The organism is Streptomyces sp. CC228A, from assembly GCF_021390935.1.
In the GTDB taxonomy this organism is placed as follows: Bacteria; Actinomycetota; Actinomycetes; order Streptomycetales; family Streptomycetaceae; genus Streptomyces.
Map to the genome: position 1 here is coordinate 689445 of NZ_JAJPUI010000001.1, position 17217 is coordinate 706661.

Below are 17217 nucleotides of genomic sequence, written 5' to 3' on the forward strand. Positions count from 1 at the left end.
GCGACTGCGGCGTGGCGCCGCGCCACCACGGAGCGCGATCCCCCGCGGGGCGCGGCCCGGGTCGGCGGGAGGGCGCACGGCGTGCGCGGCCGGGCCATGTGCGGCGGGAGGCGGTCGGAGCCGTGCGGGGGTGTGGCACGCCCTGACCGGGCGGGAGGTGCTCGCCGCATGGGCGCCCCACCGGGCAGCCGCCACCGGCGGCAAGGCGGGCGCCGCGGGACCGCGGCTCGCCCGCACCGGCCGCCGCGGCACCGCCCCGCCCCTGTGCCGAGGGCGGGGCGGCCGGCGCTCCGGAGGGCCGCCGGGGGTCAGCGGGCGTTGAAGTACTTGGCCTCCGGGTGGTGGATCACGATGGCGTCCGTGGACTGCTCGGGGTGCAGCTGGAACTCCTCCGACAGGTGCACGCCGATGCGCTCGGGCTCCAGCAGGCTCGCGATCTTGGCGCGGTCCTCCAGGTCGGGGCAGGCTCCGTAGCCGAGCGAGAAGCGGGCGCCCCGGTACTTGAGGGAGAACATGTCCTCGATCGCGTCCGGGTCCTCCCCGCCGAAGCCGAGCTCGGCGCGGACGCGGGCGTGCCAGTACTCGGCGAGGGCCTCCGCGAGCTGGACGGACAGGCCGTGCAGCTCCAGGTAGTCGCGGTAGGCGTCGGCCTCGAACAGCTCGGCCGTGGCCTCGCCGATCCGGGAGCCCACCGTGACGACCTGGAGGCCGACCACGTCGGTCTCGCCGGACTCCTCCGGGCGGAAGAAGTCCGCCAGGCAGAGCCGGCGGCCGCGGCGCTGGCGCGGGAAGGTGAACCGGGTGCGTTCGTTGCCGCGCTCGTCCAGGATGATCAGGTCGTCGCCCTTGGACACGCACGGGAAGTAGCCGTGGACGACGGCGGCTTCCAGCAGGTTGTCGGTGTGGAGGCGGTCCAGCCAGCCGCGGAGGCGGGGCCGGCCCTCGGTCTCGACGAGCTCCTCGTACGTGGGGCCCTCCCCGGCGCGGGACTGCTTCAGGCCCCACTGGCCCTTGAACAGGGCGCCCTCGTCGAGCCAGGAGGCGTACTCCTTGAGCTGGATGCCCTTCACGACGCGGGTGCCCCAGAACGGCGGCTCGGGGATCGGGTTGTCGGTGGCCACGTCGGAGCGGACGGCGCCGTCCTGCGGGGCCTCCTCCGGTACGGGTGCGGCCGCGGCGCGCACGCGGCGCGGGCGGAGCTCGGGCAGCGCCGCGCCGGGCACGCCGCGCTTGACGGCGACGAGGGCGTCCATGAGGCGCAGGCCCTCGAAAGCGTCGCGGGCGTAGCGCACCTCGCCTTCGTACACCTCGTGCAGGTCCTGTTCGACGTAGGCGCGGGTGAGGGCGGCGCCGCCGAGGATCACGGGGTACTTGGCGGCCAGGTCGCGCTGGTTGAGCTCCTCCAGGTTCTCCTTCATCACGACGGTCGACTTGACGAGGAGTCCGGACATGCCGATGACGTCGGCCCGGTGCTCCTCGGCCGCCTCGACGATGGCGGAGACGGGCTGCTTGATGCCCAGGTTGACGACGTTGTAGCCGTTGTTGGAGAGGATGATGTCGACGAGGTTCTTGCCGATGTCGTGGACGTCGCCGCGCACGGTGGCCAGCACGATGGTGCCCTTGCCGGCGCCGTCGTCGGTCTTCTCCATGTGCGGTTCGAGGTGGGCGACGGCCGTCTTCATCACCTCGGCCGACTGGAGGACGAACGGCAGCTGCATCCGGCCGGATCCGAACAGCTCGCCGACGACCTTCATGCCGTCGAGGAGGGTCTCGTTGACGATGTCGAGTGCCTTGCGGGTCGTCAGGGCATCGTCGAGGTCGGCTTCCAGGCCGTTGCGCTCGCCGTCGATGATGCGGCGCTTGAGGCGCTCCTCCAGCGGCAGGGCCGCCAGCTCCTCGGCCTTGCCGGCCTTCAGGGACTTGGCGGTGGCGCCCTCGAAGAGCTCCATGAGCTTCTGCAGCGGGTCGTAGCCCTCGGAGCGCCGGTCGTAGATGAGGTCGAGGGCGGTGGTGACCTGCTCGTCGTCGAAGCGGGCGATCGGCAGGATCTTCGACGCGTGCACGATGGCGGAGTCGAGGCCCGCCTTGACGCACTCGTCGAGGAAGACGGAGTTCAGCAGGATGCGGGCGGCGGGATTGAGGCCGAAGGAGATGTTCGACAGGCCCAGCGTCGTCTGCACCTTCGGGTGGCGGCGCTTGAGCTCGCGGATCCCCTCGATCGTGGCGATGCCGTCCTTGCGGGACTCCTCCTGGCCGGTGCAGATGGTGAAGGTGAGGCAGTCGACGAGGATGTCCTCCTCGTGGATGCCCCAGTTCCCGGTCAGGTCGGCGATGAGGCGCTCGGCGATCTCGACCTTCTTCTCCGCCGTGCGGGCCTGGCCCTCCTCGTCGATGGTGAGGGCGATCAGCGCGGCGCCGTGCTCCTGGGCCAGCCGGGTGACCTTCGCGAAGCGGGAGTCGGGTCCGTCGCCGTCCTCGTAGTTCACGGAGTTGATCACGGCACGGCCGCCGAGCTTCTGCAGCCCGGCCCGGATGACGTCGACCTCGGTGGAGTCCAGCACGATCGGCAGGGTGGAGGCGGTGGCGAAGCGGCCGGCCAGCTCCTCCATGTCGGCGACGCCGTCCCGCCCGACGTAGTCGACGCACAGGTCGAGCATGTGGGCGCCCTCGCGGATCTGCTCGCGGGCCATCTCCACGCAGTCGTCCCAGCGCCCGTCGAGCATGGCCTCGCGGAACTTCTTCGACCCGTTGGCGTTGGTCCGCTCGCCGATGGCGAGGTACGAGGTGTCCTGGCGGAAGGGCACCGTCTGGTAGAGGGAGGCCGCGCCGGGCTCCGGGCGCGGGTCGCGCTCCGGCGGGGTCAGGCCGCGCACGCGCTCCACGACCTGCCGCAGGTGCTCGGGCGTGGTGCCGCAGCAGCCGCCGACGAGGGAGAGCCCGTACTCGCGGACGAAGGTCTCCTGAGCGTCGGCGAGCTCGGGGGCGGTGAGCGGGTAGTGGGCGCCGCTCTTGCCGAGGACGGGCAGGCCCGCGTTCGGCATGCAGGACAGGGCGACGCGGGAGTGGCGGGCGAGGTAGCGCAGGTGCTCGCTCATCTCGGCGGGGCCGGTGGCGCAGTTCAGGCCGATCATGTCGATGCCGAGGGGCTCCAGCGCGGTGAGCGCGGCGCCGATCTCGGAGCCGAGGAGCATCGTGCCGGTGGTCTCGACGGTGACGGAGACGATCAGCGGCACGCTGTAGCCGGCCACGTCCATGGCGCGGCGGGCGGCGATCACGGACGCCTTGGTCTGGAGCAGGTCCTGCGTGGTCTCGACGATGAGCGCGTCGGCGCCGCCGGCGAGGAGGCCCTCGGCGTTCTGCTGGTAGGCGTCGCGGATGGCGGCGTACGTGGTGTGGCCGAGGGTCGGCAGCTTGGTGCCGGGGCCGACGGAGCCGAGCACCCAGCGCTGCTGCCCGGTGGCGGCGGTGAACTCGTCGGCGACCTCGCGGGCGATGCGGGCGCCCGCCTCGGACAGCTCGACGACGCGGTCCGCCGCGTCGTACTCGCCCAGCGCGGTGAGGTTGGCCCCGAAGGTGTTGGTCTCGACGCAGTCGACGCCGACGGAGAAGTACGCCTCGTGGACGGAGCGCACGATGTCGGGGCGGGTGACGCTGAGGATCTCGTTGCACCCCTCCAACTGCTGGAAGTCGTCCAGCGTCGGCTCCTGCGCCTGGAGCATCGTGCCCATCGCACCGTCGGCGACGACCACGCGCGTCGCGAGGGCCTCGCGGAGGGCGGCGGCTCGGGCGGCGCTGTCGGCCGGGGCTGCGGGCGCGGTGGACGAGGTCGGCAACGAGGCCATGGAGGTGCTCCCTGAGGTGCGACGGCTGTCGGCTTTGCGCCACCGGGCGGGAGGCGCACGTCGTCAGCGTAACCGTCCCGCCCCCGGGGTGGACATCTCGTTCCACGTGGCGGACGGCATGCTTGGCGGGACGTCGAAGTCCGGCCAAGACCATCGGGGGCTGTCCGACATGTGGCCGGGGGTCGACAAAGGCCGATAGTGTTCAGCATTGTCGAACCATGGAGTGAAGGAGCAGGCCGGGGATGGCGAAGAACATCCAGTCGCTTGAACGAGCGGCGGCGATGCTGCGACTGCTCGCGGGTGGAGAGCGTCGGCTGGGCCTCTCCGACATCGCGTCCTCGCTGGGCCTGGCGAAGGGCACGGCGCACGGCATTCTGCGGACCCTCCAGTCGGAGGGCTTCGTCGAGCAGGACGCCGCGTCCGGGCGCTACCAGCTCGGTGCGGAACTGCTGCGCCTCGGCAACAGCTATCTGGACGTGCACGAGCTGCGGGCCCGGGCGCTGGTGTGGACGGACGACCTCGCCAGGTCCAGCGGGGAGAGCGTCCACCTGGGCGTGCTGCACCAGCACGGGGTGCTCGTCATCCACCACGTCTTCCGGCCGGACGACAGCCGCCAGGTGCTGGAGGTGGGGGCCATGCAGCCGCTGCACTCCACGGCCCTGGGGAAGGTGCTGTCGGCGTACGACCCCGTGGCGCACAGCGAGGCGGTGGAGGTGGACCGCAAGGCGTTCACCCCGCGCACGGTCACGGCGCTCGACGACTTCGAGGAACTGCTGGACCTGACCCGGGCGCGCGGCTGGGCCGCCGACGTGGAGGAGACCTGGGAAGGCGTGGCGTCGGTGGCAGCGCCCATCCACGACCGGCGGAGGATGCCGGTGGGCGCGGTGGCGATCACGGGCGCGGTGGAACGGGTCTGCGACGCCGGGGAGCTGCGGTCGGAGCTGGTGGCGGCGGTACGGGAGTGCGCGCGGGCGGTCTCCCGCGACCTGGGCGCCGGGCGCTTCTAGCAGCGGCTTACGGCGCCGCCTCCGCCTACGGCACGGGCAGGGATGCGGGCGGCGTCGGCCCGGAGCCCCTGGCTCTGGGCCCCTGACTCTGGGCCCCTGGCTCTGGGCCCTGACTCTGGGCCCTGGCCCGGGGCCTTGGTTCTGGGGCGCTGGCTCCGGGCCCCGGCTCTGGGATCCCGGCTCTGAGGCCCTGGCTCTGGGGCCGTGGCTCTGGGGCGCTGTCGGGTCGATGTGTGGCTCGGGCGGGCGCCGGCAGGACAGGCACGGGTGGAGGCAGGCGCGGGCCTGGGCGGGCGCCCGTCGGGGGCAGCCACGGGCGGGGCAGCGCGAGGCCGGGCGCCCGTCGGGGCCAGGCAGGCACGGAGCCGGGCGGGCACGGTCAGGGCCGCGGGCCGGGCGAGCACGGACAGAGGCAGACGCGGGGCCAGGCAGGCGCCGGGCAGGCACCGGGCGGGCACCGGGCGGGCACCAGGCGGGTCGCTCACTGGGGCTCGGGGCGTACCGCCTGACGGTGACGGCACGCGTTGCCGTCGAGCCGACGAGCCCCGCAGTACCGCCGCCCGGCCGCCCCGCCCCCGCAGCAGCACGCAGGGCCTCCGAGGCGGGCGGCCGCCCCCGCAGCCGCCGTAACCCCCGGCCCGCTCAGCAGCGCCGCAGGTGCGGCTCACCGGCCCGCCGCGGAGCGGCCATCGCCCCGCCCGTCCGCCCGCCGGGCGGTCGCCACCGCCGAGGCGAGGGCCGCGGCGGACGGCATCCGCTCCCCCGGTCGGCCCGAAGTGCGGCCGCGAGGGCAGCGAAGGCCCAGGTCAGAGCCGGTGCACACGGAGGGCGACGGTAACGATCGGGTCTACGCGCCTCGAACTCTTGACGCAGAATTCACGCCAGGGCAAAACTGCCGTCCATCGGTCGGCATTGTCGAACACCTACCGGGATTACACGCTAGAGTGTGACAGCGCCAGGAGGCCGGTTACTGCCCTCACCCCGAGGGCGACGAACCACCGGAGGGACCCGGGGTTCGCCTTTCCCTGGACGAAGGACAAAGGAGTCGCGGGTGTCCAGCTCCGACATCTTCTTGGGCGAGATCATCGGTACCGCCCTGCTCATCCTCCTCGGCGGAGGCGTCGTGGCCGCCGTCGTGCTGAAGCGCTCCAAGGCGCACGGCGCCGGCTGGGTCGCCATCACCCTCGGGTGGGGCTTCGCGGTCATGACCGCCGTCTACACCACCGGTTCCCTCTCCGGTGCGCACCTGAACCCGGCGGTCACGCTGGGCATCGCGATCAAGTCAGGCGAGTGGAACGACGTCCCGGTGTACGTCGCCGGCCAGCTCCTGGGCGCGATGATCGGCGCCGCCCTCATGGTCGTCGCGTACTACGGGCACTTCCAGTCGCACCTGCGGGACCCGGAGATCATCTCCAAGCCCGTCGCCGACGCCATCGAGGGCCCCGGTCCGGTCCTCGGCATCTTCTCCACCGGCCCGGAGATCCGCAACACCTGGCAGAACCTCGCCACCGAGATCATCGGCACCACCGTGCTCGTCCTGGCCGTGCTCACCCAGGGCCTCAACGAGAGCGGCAAGGGCCTCGGGCCCCTGGGCGGCCTGATCGTGTCGTTCGTGGTCGTCTCCATCGGCCTCTCGCTCGGCGGTCCGACCGGTTACGCCATCAACCCCGCGCGCGACCTCGGTCCCCGCATCGTCCACGCACTGCTCCCCCTGCCCAACAAGGGCGGCTCCGACTGGGGCTACTCGTGGATCCCCGTGGCCGGCCCGCTGATCGGCGCGGCCGTCGCCGGGGGTATCTACAACCTCGTGTTCGCCTGAAACCAGCCGGTACACCACCCGACCCTTCACCGACCTTGAGGAGCACACCCCCTATGACCGCCACCACCTCGCACGGCTCCGGTCCGTTCATCGCGGCCATCGACCAGGGCACCACCTCCAGCCGCTGCATCGTCTTCGACCGCGACGGGCGCATCGTCTCCGTCGACCAGAAGGAGCACGAGCAGATCTTCCCGAAGCCGGGCTGGGTCGAGCACGACGCCAAGGAGATCTGGACGAACGTCCAGGAGGTCGTCGCCGGGGCCATCGAGAAGGCCGGCATCACCGCCGCCGACGTCAAGGCGATCGGCATCACCAACCAGCGCGAGACCACGCTGCTGTGGGACAGGAACACCGGTGAGCCGGTCCACAACGCGATCGTCTGGCAGGACACCCGCACCGACGGCCTGTGCAGGGAGCTCGGCCGCAACGTCGGCCAGGACCGCTTCCGCCGCGAGACGGGCCTGCCGCTGGCGTCCTACTTCGCCGGCCCGAAGGCCCGCTGGCTGCTCGACAACATCGAGGGCCTGCGCGAGCGCGCCGAACGCGGCGAGATCCTCTTCGGCACCATGGACTCCTGGGTCATCTGGAACCTGACCGGCGGCGTCGACGGCGGCCGGCACGTCACGGACGTCACCAACGCCTCCCGCACCATGCTGATGAACCTCCACACCATGGAGTGGGACGACAAGATCCTCCAGTCCATGGAGGTCCCGGCGGAGATCCTCCCCGAGATCCGCTCCTCCGCCGAGGTGTACGGCACGGTCAAGGGCGGCGTCCTGGACGGCGTGCCGGTGGCCTCCGCGCTCGGCGACCAGCAGGCGGCGCTGTTCGGGCAGACCTGCTTCGCGGAGGGCGAGGCGAAGTCCACGTACGGCACCGGAACGTTCATGCTGATGAACACCGGCGACAAGATCATCAACTCGTACAGCGGGCTGCTCACCACGGTCGGCTACCAGATCGGCGACGCTAAGCCGGTCTACGCCCTCGAGGGCTCCATCGCCGTCACCGGCTCGCTCGTCCAGTGGATGCGCGACCAGATGGGCCTGATCAGCACCGCGGCCGAGATCGAGACCCTGGCACTGTCGGTGGAGGACAACGGCGGCACGTACTTCGTGCCGGCCTTCTCGGGCCTCTTCGCCCCGTACTGGCGCTCCGACGCCCGCGGCGTGATCGCCGGCCTCACCCGCTACGTCACCAAGGCGCACATCGCCCGCGCCGTCCTCGAGGCGACCGCCTGGCAGACCCGCGAGATCACCGACGCCATGACCAAGGACTCCGGCGTCGAGCTGTCCGCGCTGAAGGTCGACGGCGGCATGACCTCCAACAACCTGCTGATGCAGACCCTCGCCGACTTCCTGGACGCACCGGTCGTGCGCCCGATGGTCGCCGAGACCACCTGCCTCGGCGCGGCCTACGCCGCCGGCCTGGCCGTCGGCTTCTGGCCCGACACCGACGCGCTGCGCGCCAACTGGCGCCGCGCCGCCGAGTGGACCCCGCGCATGGACGCGGAGACCCGCGAACGCGAGTACAAGAGCTGGCTCAAGGCCGTCGAGCGGACCATGGGCTGGATCGAGGACGAGGAGTAATTCGACATGACCACCCTGCAGAGCGTCCCCGCCCTCGGGACGCACCCGGCTGCCGGTTCCCTGCCGAGCCGCGCCGAGACCCGGGAGCAGCTGTCCAAGGCGACCTACGACCTCCTGGTCATCGGCGGCGGCATCCTCGGCATCTCCACCGCCTGGCACGCCGCCCAGTCCGGGCTGCGGGTGGCCCTGGTGGACGCCGGCGACTTCGCCGGCGCCACCTCCTCCGCCTCCTCCAAGCTGCTCCACGGCGGTCTGCGCTACCTGCAGACCGGCGCGGTGAAGCTGGTCGCGGAGAACCACTTCGAGCGCCGTGCGGTCTCCCGCCAGGTCGCCCCGCACCTGTCGAACCCGCTCACCTTCTACCTACCGGTGTACAAGGGCGGACCGCACGGCGCCGCGAAGCTCGGCGCGGGCGTCTTCGCGTACTCGGCGCTGTCCGCCTTCGGTGACGGCGTCGGCCACCTGCTCAGCCCCGCCAAGGCCGCGCAGGACGTGCCGGAGCTGCGCACCGACAACCTGAAGGCCGTGGCCGTCTACGGCGACGACCAGATGAACGACGCCCGCATGGCACTGATGACGGTCCGCGCGGCCGTCGACGCGGGCGCCACGGTCCTCAACCACGCGGCCGTCACCGGACTGCGGTTCACCGGCGGCCGGGTGACCGGCGCGGAGCTGAAGGACACCACCGACGGCACCGAGTTCGGGGTCGACGCCCGGCTGGTGCTCAACGCCACCGGCCCGTGGGTGGACCACCTGCGCCGCATGGAGGACCCGAACGCGGCCCCCTCCATCCGCCTGTCCAAGGGCGCCCACCTGGTACTGAAGCGGACCTCCCCGTGGAAGGCCGCGCTGGCCACCCCGATCGACAAGTACCGCATCACCTTCGCCCTCCCCTGGGAGGACATGCTCCTGCTCGGCACCACCGACGAGGAGTACGAGGGCGACCCGGCCGATGTCGCCGTCAACGAGAAGGACATCGCCCAGATCCTGGACGAGGCCGCCTTCTCCATCCGCGACCAGCAGCTCGGGCGCGACCTCATCACCTACGCCTTCGCCGGCCTGCGGGTGCTGCCCGGCGGGCCCGGCGACACCGCCAAGGCGAAGCGCGAGACGGTCGTCACCGAGGGCCGCGGCGGCATGCTGTCGATCGCCGGCGGCAAGTGGACGACCTTCCGCCACATCGGCCGCACCATCATGAACAAGCTGGCGACGCTGCCCGGGCGGCCGCTGGCGGAGGACATGACGCCGATCGCCAGCCTGCCGAAGAAGATGCCGCTGCCGGGCATAGCCAACCCGGACGCGGTCGCCCACCGGCTGCTCGTCGACGGGGGCACGCCGGGGCCGCGCATGGCCGCCGACACCGCCCGCCACCTCGCCACCCACTACGGCTCGCTCTCCTTCGACATCGCGCGCATGGCGTACGAGCGTCCGGAGCTGGGCGAGCGCATCCACCCCGACGCCCCGGAGATCTGGGCGCAGGTCGCCTACGCGCGGGACCTGGAGTGGGCCGAGACCGCGGACGACGTGCTGCGGCGCCGTACGACCCTGACGATCCGGGGTCTGGCGACGGACGGGATCCGCGCGAAGGTCGAGGCCATGCTCGCCGACCGGCAGTCCTGAGCCTCCCCGCGCTCCGGACGCGGTCCTGAGCAGGGAGGACGCGCGCTCAGGGCGCGGTCAGGGCGCGGTCAGGGAGGGCGGCCCCGTGGCGGGACCGCCCTCTTGTACGCTCACACATCGGATGTCTGAGAGGCGCTGGGGGACCGCGATGGCCGTGACCGACGAGGCGATCGACAGAATCAAGGAGATGATCGTCTCCGGCGCCCTGCGCCCCGGCGACCGCCTCCCGAAGGAGAGCGAACTGGCCGCCGAGCTGGGGCTGTCCCGCAACTCGCTGCGCGAGGCGGTGCGGGCGCTGTCGCTCATCCGCATCCTGGACGTGCGGCAGGGCGACGGCACGTACGTCACCAGTCTCGACCCGCAGGTGCTGCTGGAGGCGCTGAGCTTCGTCGTCGACTTCCACCGCGACGACACGGTCCTGGAGTTCCTCGCGGTGCGGCGCATCCTGGAGCCGGCCGCGACGGCCATGGCGGCGCACCGCATCGCGGAACCGGAACTGGACTCCCTGGAGGCGTCGTTGGACGCGCTCGGCGACGCGCCGCCGGTAGAGGAGCTGGTCGCGGCGGACCTGGACTTCCACCGGCGGATCGGCGCCGCGTCCGGCAACCAGGTGCTGTGCTCGCTGCTGGACGGACTGTCCGGCCCCGCCACCCGGGCCCGGGTCTGGCGGGGGCTCACCCAGGAGGACGCGGTGGACCGCACCCTGTACGAGCACCGGGCGATCCTGGCGGCGCTGCGCGACCGCGACGCCGAGGCCGCCCGGTCGTGGGCGACGGTGCACATCGCCAGCGTGGAGCAGTGGCTGCGGTCGGTCCTCTGAGCCGCAGGGGTCGGGCCGTCTGACGGATGGTGACGGCTCCGGGTGTGCGTACGGCTCCACGGCGGTGCGCGGCCACGCGGACGCACCCGACGCCGCGGCCCCGCGGCGGAAGCCGGCACGGGCGGTCCCGGGGCGTCCTGCGGGCGGCCGTGGGACGTCCTGCGGGCCGCCGGGGGTGGCCGCGGTGCCGGCGGCCGGCGCCCGCCAGGAGGATCCTGGCCGAGGGCGCCTCAAGCCCCTGGGCCGGACATCGGACCTCTCACCGGCCATCCGATGTATGGCGTCGGACCGGTGGAGAAGTTCCCCGGCATGCACGTTTGGGCCTCGGAGATCCCGGTAGGGAGATCGGAGGTGTCAGGGGGCGTTCCGGAGATCCGGCGGACGTAGTCGCGGACGGCCGATACAGCACCCGGACGTGTACAGGGACTGCGGGCAGCGGCCTGTGACGCCGTAAGGTTGGTTCGTACGCACGGAACTTCGGAAGGAGGCCTGGGTGATCGAGCTCGAAGGGGTTCCCGAGCTGATCGACCCGGTCATGGTGGCCGCGTTCGAGGGCTGGAACGACGCCGGCGACGCCGCCTCCACCGCGATCGCGCACCTGGAGCGGGAGTGGAAGGGGGAGGTGTTCGCGGCGCTCGACGCCGAGGACTACTACGACTTCCAGGTCAACCGGCCCACGGTGTGGCTGGACGGCGGGGTGCGCAAGATCACCTGGCCTACCACCCGGCTCTCCGTGGTGCGCGTGGGCGGTGACAAGCCGCGGGATCTGGTGCTCGTCCGCGGGATCGAGCCGTCCATGCGGTGGCGCTCGTTCTGCAACGAGCTGCTGGGCTTCGCCCACGAACTGGGCGTGGAGATGGTGGTCATCCTGGGCGCGCTGCTCGGCGACACCCCGCACACGCGGCCGGTGCCGGTGAGCGGGGTGACGTCCGACCCGGACCTGGCGCGGCGGCTGAACCTGGAGGAGACGCGGTACGAGGGCCCCACGGGCATCGTCGGCATCCTCCAGGAGGCGTGCACGCACGCGGGCGTCCCGGCGGTGAGCCTGTGGGCGGCGGTGCCGCACTACGTGTCGCAGCCGCCCAACCCCAAGGCGACGCTGGCGCTGCTGAACCGCCTGGAGGACCTGATCGACCTCCGCATCCCGCTGGGGGAGCTCGCGGAGGACGCCCGGGCGTGGCAGGTGGGCGTGGACCAGCTGGCCTCCGAGGACAGCGAGGTCGCCGAGTACGTCCAGACGCTGGAGGAGGCACGGGACACCGCCGAGCTGCCGGAGGCGTCCGGCGAGGCCATCGCCAGGGAGTTCGAGCGCTATCTGCGGCGGCGTGACGGCGGTACGGCACCGGGCGCGCCCGGCATCGCCCCGGGGGGCGCGGGAAGTGCCGGCCCGAGCCAGACCCGCCCGCCCAGACCGCCCAAACGGGAGGACCCTTCCGACGGCGGCGGCGACGCCGAAGCCGAGGACGGCTGAGGCGGCTGAGGCGGCTGACGTGCCGCCAGGCTCCGCGCGCGGCCGCGGAGTTCGGGACCGGGCCCCGCTGACGCGTGGAGGGCGGGGCGGTTTCCGCTGCCGCGTGCGGCGCGGAGCCGCTGCCGCCGCGTGCAGGACCGGGCTCCCGGCCGTGTCCTGGCGGGCCCGCTGCCGGTACGGCGGAGCGGCCGCCTCCCGGTGACGTACCCGGAGGCGGCCGCTCCGCTGCGGTGGTGCTTTCCGTCTCCCTACAGGGCCACGCCCATCAGCGCGTCGACGGTCCGCGACACGAGGCCGGGTGCGCTGTCGTCCGTGCCGCCCTCGGTGCGCTGGAGTTCCACCCAGCGGTCCACGGCGGCCAGGGCGCGGGGGGTGTCCAGGTCGTCGGCGAGCGCGTCGCGGACCTCTTCGAGCAGGGCGTCGGCGGGCGGGCCGTCGGGCCGCGACACGGCGGCGCGCCAGCGGCCGAGCCGGTCCACGGCGTCCTGCAGCACTCCGTCGGTCCACTCCCAGTCGGCCCGGTAGTGGTGGGCCAGCAGGGTGAGCCGGATGGCGGCCGGGTCGACGCCCTCGCGGCGCAGCGCCGACACGAAGACGAGGTTGCCCTTGGACTTGGACATCTTCTCGCCGTGCAGGGCGACCATCCCGGCGTGGACGTACGTCTTGGCGAACGGGTGCTCGCCGGTCAGCGCGTGTGCGTGGGAGGCACCCATCTCGTGGTGCGGGAAGATCAGGTCGGAGCCGCCGCCCTGGACGTCGAAGCCCATGCCGAGGTGGTCCAGCGCGATGGCGACGCACTCGATGTGCCAGCCCGGTCGTCCGGGGCCGAGGGAGCCTCCGTCCCAGCTGGGCTCCCCGTCGCGGGCCGCCAGCCACAGGACGGGGTCCAGCGGGTTCTTCTTGCCCGGCCGGTCCGGGTCGCCGCCGCGCTCGGCGGACAGCCGCCGCATGAGGGCCGCGTCGTAGTGGGACACCTCGCCGAAGTGCCGGTCGGACTCGACGGAGAAGTAGACGTCGCCGTCGAGTTCGTAGGCGGCGCCCATGTCGCGCAGCCGCTCCACGACGGGGACGATGCCGGGGATGGCCTCGACGGCGCCGATGTACTGCTGCGGGGGGAGCATCCGCAGGGCCGTCATGTCCTCGCGGAACAGGGTGGTTTCGCGCTGGGCGAGCGCCGTCCAGTCGATGTCGTCCCGGACGGCCCGCTCCAGGAGCGGGTCGTCGATGTCGGTGACGTTCTGCACGTAGTGGACCTGCCGCTTGGTGTCGAGCCACACGCGCTGCACGAGGTCGAACGCGTTGTAGGTCGCCGCGTGACCCATGTGGGTCGCGTCGTACGGCGTGATGCCGCAGACGTATATACGGGCGACGGGACCGGGGTCGAGGGTTACTCGACTGCCGGTCGCGGTGTCGTGGATCCGGAGGTCGCGGCCCGTGCCGGGCAGGGCGGGGACCTCAGAAGCGGGCCAGGCATGCATGCTTCGAGCGTAACCGGACGGGTGTTCCGGATACGAACCGGTGGCAAGATCCCGTCCGGATCGGCTCTCTTGCACGCGGCCGCGATGTGTGCATGCCGTACCCCTCGCCCGGCCGTCGCCTGTCGCCCCGTACCGGGCCCGTGCCGCCTCGCTGCCCGCGGGCGACCGCTCGGCGGCCCGGGAAGGAAGGGCGGGGGCCCGCCGTGCGGCGCCACCCGCGCGGGGGAAAGGTTTCCGTCACACGGGGGGCCACGGAATGGGCGGCCAGGCGCCCGAGGGGTGGGGGTGCCGGGCGGTCCCTGCCAGTTCGCGTACGCGGGCCCGCAGCGCGTCCAGCTCGGCGGCCGTCAGCAGCGCCGACAGGCGGGACTCCAGCGGCTCGCCGGGCGCCAGCCCCTCCCCCAGTGCCTCCAGCACGGGCAGCACCTCGTCCGGCAGGGGCTCGCCCGCCCAGCCCCACAGCAGGGTCCGCAGCTTGTCGTCCACGTGGAAGGTGACCCCGTGGTCGATGGCGTACAGCCGCCCGCCGGGCGCCGGCAGCAGGTGCCCGCCCTTGCGGTCGCCGTTGTTGATGACCGCGTCGAGGACGGCCAGCCGGCGCAGCCGTGCGTCGTCGGCGTGGACGAGCAGCGCGGCCCGCCCGTCACCGGTCTCGGCCGGCCCGACGGCCTTCCAGCCGGGGCCCGCCGTCCCGCCCTCGACGAGGGCGAGCAGCGGCGGCGGCGAGGGGTCGGGCTCGATCCACAGCTGCACCATCCCGGGGCCGTACGGACCGTCCCGCAGGACGGTCGGCGGGACCAGGTCCCAGCCGGTCGCCTCGGAGACGGCGTACGCCGCGACCTCGCGCTCGGCGAGCGTCCCGTCGGGGAAGTCCCACAGGGGCTGCTCGCCCGCGACCGGCTTGTAGACGCAGTCCGCCCGCTCGCCGCCGTGCGCGACCGTGCAGAACAGCACCGCGTTGGACGCCTCCCGCACCTGCCCGCGCACGGTCAGCTCGCCCTCCGCGAGGAGGTCGAGCGCCGTCAGGCCCCGCGGCGGTATCCGTTCTGGCGCGGACATACGTGTCCTTCCGGGTCGAGGGGCAGGCTGCACAGCGGGCACGGCGGGCGGCCCGCGTTGACGACCTCCAGGGCCCGCTTGGCGAAGGACCTGGCCTGGACGCCGGTGAGCCGGACGCGAAGCATCGGGGGGCCGTTCTCCTCGTCCTGGAGGAGCCGCTCCTCCGCCTCCGCGAGGTCCTCCTCGGACTCCACGTCGAGCTCCACCAGGGCCTGGGCCTCGACGATCAGGCGCTGCTCCTCGCCGTCCCAGGCGAGGGCCATGGTGCCGACGCGGAACTCCTCCTCGACCGGGGTGTCCAGGGGCGCGGTGTCGGCGACGTCGGCGGGTGCGACGGCCGGCACCGGGGCGTTCCCGCCGGTGCGCCGCACGACCTCGTCCAGCAGTTCGTCCATGCGCTCCGCCAGCGCGGCGACCTGGGCCTTCTCCAGGGCGACGCTGGTGACGCGCCCTCCGGCGGACGCCTGCAGGAAGAAGGTACGGCGGCCAGGCAGCCCGACCGTACCGGCCACGAAGCGCTCCGGCGGGTCATAGAGGAACACCTGACGGGACACGTTCCCTCTCCCTTGGCTGTGTGCACTGCTTGTGTGGATCCGACGCCCTCGGGGCGGCGGAGCACCTTGGCTGCGGTGCCATCCACCCTACTGTGCTGGGCGATCACGGGGCGCCCGTGCCGCCCCCCACCGTGGCCGCACCGCCGCTCCCGTCGCCGCCCCGCGGGGCGAGGTCGCCGAGGTCGCCGGTGTCGCCGAGGCGCAGCAGGAAGGGCCGCAGCCGCGTGTACCGGATGGCGGTGACCGAGCAGGGCTCGACGTGCACCCGCTGGAACAGGTCCAGGTGGAGTCCGAGGGCGTCCGCGACCAGTGACTTGATGATGTCGCCGTGCGAGCACACCAGGTAGGCCGCGTCCTCGCCGTGCTCGGCCTCGATGCGGGCGGTCCAGTCCCGTACGGCGTCGACGGCGCGGGCCTGCATGGCGCGCATCGACTCGCCGCCGGGGAAGGCCGCGGCGGAGGGGTGCTGCTGGACGGTGTCCATGAGGGGTTCGTCGGCGAGCTCGGCGAGCTTGCGTCCCGCCCAGTCGCCGTAGTCGCACTCGTTGACCCGGTCGTCCGTGTGGAGGGGCAGGCCGGGGCGGGCGTCGAGCAGCGGGCGGAGGGTCTCCCGGCAGCGCTGGAGGGGGCTGGTGACGGCCGCCGCGAGCGGGATGCCGGCCAGCCGGCCGGGGAGTGCGGCGGCCTGGGCGGCGCCGTGCCCGTCGAGTGCCACGCCGGGGGTGCGGCCCGCGAGAAGCCCTGCGGTGTTGGCCGTGGAGCGTCCGTGCCGTACGAGGATCAACGTCGCCATGGGGGCCAGCCTAGGCGGTGTGGGGCGCGGGTGTGCACCGCCGGGGGTGCGGGGAAGAATACGCGCCGTGATCGTGGACTGTGCCATCTACCGGAACGGGCGCCGCCGGCAGGGACCCGCCGATGTCGTCGCGGCGCTTGAGGAGGCCAGGGGCGCGGTGGACGCGTTCCTCTGGATCGGGTTGCACGAGCCGACGGAAGGCGAGTTCGACCGGGTCGCGGAGGAGTTCGGGCTGCACCCGCTGGCGGTCGAGGACGCGCTCAAGGCGCACCAGCGGCCGAAGCTGGAGGTGTACGAGGACTCGCTGTTCCTGGTGCTGAAGCCGGTGGTGTACGAACCGGAGGCGGACGCGGTGTCGGCGAGCGAGCTGATGGTGTTCGTGGGGGACTCGTTCGTCGTGACCGTCCGGCACGGGGAGGGGGCGCCGCTGGGCGAGGTGCGGCGGCGGCTGGAGCAGCAGCCCGAGATCCTGCGCAAGGGTCCGACGTCGGTGCTGTACGCGGTGAGCGACGCCGTGGTCGACCACTACATCGAGGTGGCCGGGGAACTCCAGGTGGACCTGGAGGAGCTCGAAGCGGAGGTGTTCCGGCCGAGCGGCACGGACGCGAAGAACACGGCGTCGCGGATCTACACGTTCAAGCGGCAGGTTCTGGAGTTCCGCCGGGCGACGGGCCCGCTGGGGGCGCCGATGGAGCGCCTGGCCGGGGCGGGGGTGCCGTACGTGAGCGAGGAGGCGCAGCCGTTCTTCCGGGACGTGAGCGACCACCTGACCCGGGCGACGGAGCAGGTGGAGGGACTGGACCGGCTGCTTTCGGACATTCTGTCGGCGCACCTGGCGCAGATGGGGGTGCGGCAGAACGACGACATGCGGAAGATCTCCGCGTGGGCGGCGATGGCCGCGGTGCCCACGATGGTCGCGGGTATCTACGGGATGAACTTCGCGCACATGCCGGAGCTCGACTGGGTGGGGTCGTATCCGCTGGTCCTCGTGCTGATGGCGGTCGCCGTGGTGGGGCTGTACCGGCTGTTCAAGCGGCGCGGCTGGATGTAGCGGGGGCGCCTGGCCCCTCGGGGCGGCGCCTGCGGGACCCGCACGGCGGTGGCGGGCGCGGCGGGTCCGTCGAGGGCGCCGCGGCGCCCCGGCAGGGCGAGGCGGGCCATGCGGCGC

The 17217-nt window shown here is 72.9% G+C and carries 12 protein-coding genes; 7 read left to right on the top strand and 5 right to left on the bottom strand.

Annotated features, from left to right (window positions below):
• Positions 1–308: 308 nt before the first annotated feature.
• Positions 309–3842, bottom strand: a complete 3534-nt coding sequence (gene metH, locus L6E17_RS03110; RefSeq protein ID WP_236239218.1) for a methionine synthase — start codon at positions 3840–3842, stop codon at positions 309–311.
• A gap of 242 nt (positions 3843–4084) precedes the next feature.
• Here metH and L6E17_RS03115 point away from each other — a divergent pair, with 242 nt between their 5' ends.
• The 6 genes from L6E17_RS03115 to L6E17_RS03140 all read left to right on the top strand — a co-directional run bounded on the left by L6E17_RS03115 (position 4085) and on the right by L6E17_RS03140 (position 12165).
• Complete coding sequence (locus L6E17_RS03115) at positions 4085–4849, top strand: IclR family transcriptional regulator (protein ID WP_236239219.1); 765 nt, start codon at positions 4085–4087, stop codon at positions 4847–4849.
• A gap of 1051 nt (positions 4850–5900) precedes the next feature.
• Positions 5901–6668, top strand: a complete 768-nt coding sequence (locus L6E17_RS03120; RefSeq protein WP_236239220.1) for an MIP/aquaporin family protein — start codon at positions 5901–5903, stop codon at positions 6666–6668.
• A 53-nt stretch (positions 6669–6721) separates the two neighbouring features.
• Positions 6722–8254, top strand: coding sequence for a glycerol kinase GlpK (gene glpK, locus L6E17_RS03125; RefSeq protein WP_236239221.1), 1533 nt, complete (start codon positions 6722–6724; stop codon positions 8252–8254).
• Positions 8255–8260: 6 nt separating this feature from the next.
• Complete coding sequence (locus L6E17_RS03130; protein ID WP_236239222.1) at positions 8261–9874, top strand: glycerol-3-phosphate dehydrogenase/oxidase; 1614 nt, start codon at positions 8261–8263, stop codon at positions 9872–9874.
• Positions 9875–10022: 148 nt separating this feature from the next.
• Positions 10023–10694, top strand: a complete 672-nt coding sequence (locus L6E17_RS03135; RefSeq protein ID WP_236239625.1) for a FadR/GntR family transcriptional regulator — start codon at positions 10023–10025, stop codon at positions 10692–10694.
• A gap of 493 nt (positions 10695–11187) precedes the next feature.
• Complete coding sequence (locus L6E17_RS03140) at positions 11188–12165, top strand: PAC2 family protein (RefSeq protein ID WP_236239223.1); 978 nt, start codon at positions 11188–11190, stop codon at positions 12163–12165.
• Between the two features lie 248 nt (positions 12166–12413).
• Here L6E17_RS03140 and mshC read toward each other — a convergent pair whose 3' ends face one another.
• The 4 genes from mshC to L6E17_RS03160 form a co-directional block, all read right to left on the bottom strand.
• Complete coding sequence (gene mshC, locus L6E17_RS03145) at positions 12414–13643, bottom strand: cysteine--1-D-myo-inosityl 2-amino-2-deoxy-alpha-D-glucopyranoside ligase (RefSeq protein WP_236239224.1); 1230 nt, start codon at positions 13641–13643, stop codon at positions 12414–12416.
• A gap of 237 nt (positions 13644–13880) precedes the next feature.
• A complete protein-coding gene (locus L6E17_RS03150) occupies positions 13881–14702 on the bottom strand; it encodes an SCO1664 family protein (RefSeq protein WP_236239225.1) in 822 nt (273 codons plus the stop codon).
• Positions 14666–15256: a DUF3090 domain-containing protein gene (locus L6E17_RS03155; protein WP_236239226.1), complete on the bottom strand. Its 591-nt coding sequence runs from the start codon at positions 15254–15256 to the stop codon at positions 14666–14668. Before L6E17_RS03155 ends, L6E17_RS03150 begins: the two co-directional genes overlap by 37 nt.
• 103 nt (positions 15257–15359) lie before the next feature.
• On the bottom strand, positions 15360–16049 hold the full coding sequence (locus L6E17_RS03160) for a histidine phosphatase family protein (RefSeq protein ID WP_236239227.1): 690 nt from the start codon (positions 16047–16049) through the stop codon (positions 15360–15362).
• Positions 16050–16107: 58 nt separating this feature from the next.
• Between L6E17_RS03160 and L6E17_RS03165 the strand changes: the two genes are divergently transcribed.
• Positions 16108–17100: a magnesium and cobalt transport protein CorA gene (locus L6E17_RS03165; protein ID WP_236239626.1), complete on the top strand. Its 993-nt coding sequence runs from the start codon at positions 16108–16110 to the stop codon at positions 17098–17100.
• Positions 17101–17217 lie beyond the last annotated feature (117 nt).

What these genes read in the sequence shown, in the direction of transcription:
- metH (WP_236239218.1), bottom strand. Translation starts at nt 3,842, where the DNA reads ATGGCCTCGTTGCCGACCTCGTCCACCGCGCCCGCAGCCCCGGCCGAC.
- L6E17_RS03115 (WP_236239219.1), top strand. Translation starts at nt 4,085, where the DNA reads ATGGCGAAGAACATCCAGTCGCTTGAACGAGCGGCGGCGATGCTGCGA.
- glpK (WP_236239221.1), top strand. Translation starts at nt 6,722, where the DNA reads ATGACCGCCACCACCTCGCACGGCTCCGGTCCGTTCATCGCGGCCATC.
- L6E17_RS03130 (WP_236239222.1), top strand. Translation starts at nt 8,261, where the DNA reads ATGACCACCCTGCAGAGCGTCCCCGCCCTCGGGACGCACCCGGCTGCC.
- L6E17_RS03135 (WP_236239625.1), top strand. Translation starts at nt 10,023, where the DNA reads ATGGCCGTGACCGACGAGGCGATCGACAGAATCAAGGAGATGATCGTC.
- mshC (WP_236239224.1), bottom strand. Translation starts at nt 13,643, where the DNA reads ATGCATGCCTGGCCCGCTTCTGAGGTCCCCGCCCTGCCCGGCACGGGC.
- L6E17_RS03150 (WP_236239225.1), bottom strand. Translation starts at nt 14,702, where the DNA reads ATGTCCGCGCCAGAACGGATACCGCCGCGGGGCCTGACGGCGCTCGAC.
- L6E17_RS03160 (WP_236239227.1), bottom strand. Translation starts at nt 16,049, where the DNA reads ATGGCGACGTTGATCCTCGTACGGCACGGACGCTCCACGGCCAACACC.